At 34.9% G+C, this 1,569-nt stretch carries 1 protein-coding gene; it reads right to left on the reverse strand.

Annotated elements, in window-relative coordinates:
* Positions 1–385: 385 nt before the first annotated feature.
* The gene (locus DEM91_RS12455; RefSeq protein WP_025072976.1) at positions 386–607 is read right to left on the reverse strand and encodes a DUF6140 family protein; all 222 of its coding nucleotides are present in this window, start codon (positions 605–607) and stop codon (positions 386–388) included.
* Positions 608–1,569 lie beyond the last annotated feature (962 nt).

A 1,569-nucleotide genomic window follows, 5' to 3' on the forward strand; every position in this document is an offset into this window, starting at 1 on the left:
CCAAATTTATTTAGTTATGTTTTGTTAATCAACTCGCTCATTTTCAAACAATTATGTGATTATTAACAGAGTATTGAAGAAGAGGAAGTAATATAATTGCAGCAATAACAAACAAAACAAATATTCCCATTGAAAATGAGCCTTTCGGCAAAATATACCAAAAAGCTCATTTGTGTAGTTAATTTTGATTTTGACCTTTTGAATTTTGTAGTGCAGTAACAACAGCTGTTGCAACAGTTAGAGCGGTACCTGCCACTTTACTCCAGTTAATCTTCTTTTTAGAATTAGAATCTCCCATTTTTTAATAATTTAAAAGTTAAACAAATTTTCCGTGTAACAATTTTATTTGTTCTGTCACATTCAGTATTTATATTAAATGTTTTCATCACCCTATCTTCTCCACCCTCAAGCATGAGCAATTGAGTGCGCCCATTTTATCTAAGTCTACACCAAAGTTGTTGATGAAGAGTTGGTTCACTTTTTTGCATTCTTGGATGTTTGTGACAGGATTGTTAACAAACGAAGCTATTTGCACGCTCATTCCCGGCTCGATAAGCATACCTGCGGTATTCTTACGGCGTGTTACGGTAATTCTGAATAATGCCATATTTTTAGGTTTTTATTGGTTAATGCACTTTGTTGTTTCTTCATGGCGCAAGCCTAAAAAGAGAGGCATGAACGCCTCGGTATCACATTCTACTAAGAGTAAGGCTCTGGTAAACCCGAAATTAAGTAAAATACGAAAGAGGAATCCATGCCTATGCTGGCAGTGAACTCGCTCTGACTCTCCGTATTCATAATTTCAAGTTTAAATTTACCAGATTTTACTCCTTGAACAGAATTGTCATGGCGTGCACACAATTTTATGTCGCTCACATATTGATAGCAAAGATATAAAATATTTTTATACATCTGCAAAACGTTTGCAAGAAAAAATTGGATTCCTCTCATTTTTTATATTTTATCTTTTAACCGCATGCTACTTGCATCAATCTCCACATTCCCCTTTGGGATGTATCTGTTTATATAATGTCGCACCATGTTGATTTACCATATGAGTTAATTTTGCATGAAATTTATGATTTACTAAGCGCAAAATTACAGGGGCGTGTTGCCATATTGTGTCATAACAAAAAAAATATTGAGCTTTTTGTGTGTTTTCTCACGATGGAGTGAAATAAAAAAAAGCATGCCTTGGCTTGCTGCAATCTTTAGAACGAAACAAGACGCTTCGCCTTTCTTATAATACAAATACACCTCTGAGGTGACGACTTGATAAACAAAGCGAGACATCTCGTCCCACTTTATAGCATTCTCATTGACGACTATAAGCTTATTGAAAAAATAAGCTGCCTGTAATAAGGGTGAAACTTTCGTAAGTGATGAATATCAAGAGCCTTTGTATGCTAACGTGCATTAAATCTAACAAACGCTAACTCACCACCATTCCTTAAAGGCTGGTTCTATAAATTACCACCGCATATAGTCATTAAACCCAAATCGGTCATTAGAAAAAGCTTCTTGTCATTTTCTAATGACCGCCATTAGAAAAACAGCATTGTATATACT

The organism is Prevotella sp. TCVGH (assembly GCF_023522295.1).
Classification (GTDB): domain Bacteria; phylum Bacteroidota; class Bacteroidia; order Bacteroidales; family Bacteroidaceae; genus Prevotella; species Prevotella timonensis.

What these genes read in the sequence shown, in the direction of transcription:
- DEM91_RS12455 (WP_025072976.1), bottom strand. Translation starts at nt 607, where the DNA reads ATGGCATTATTCAGAATTACCGTAACACGCCGTAAGAATACCGCAGGT.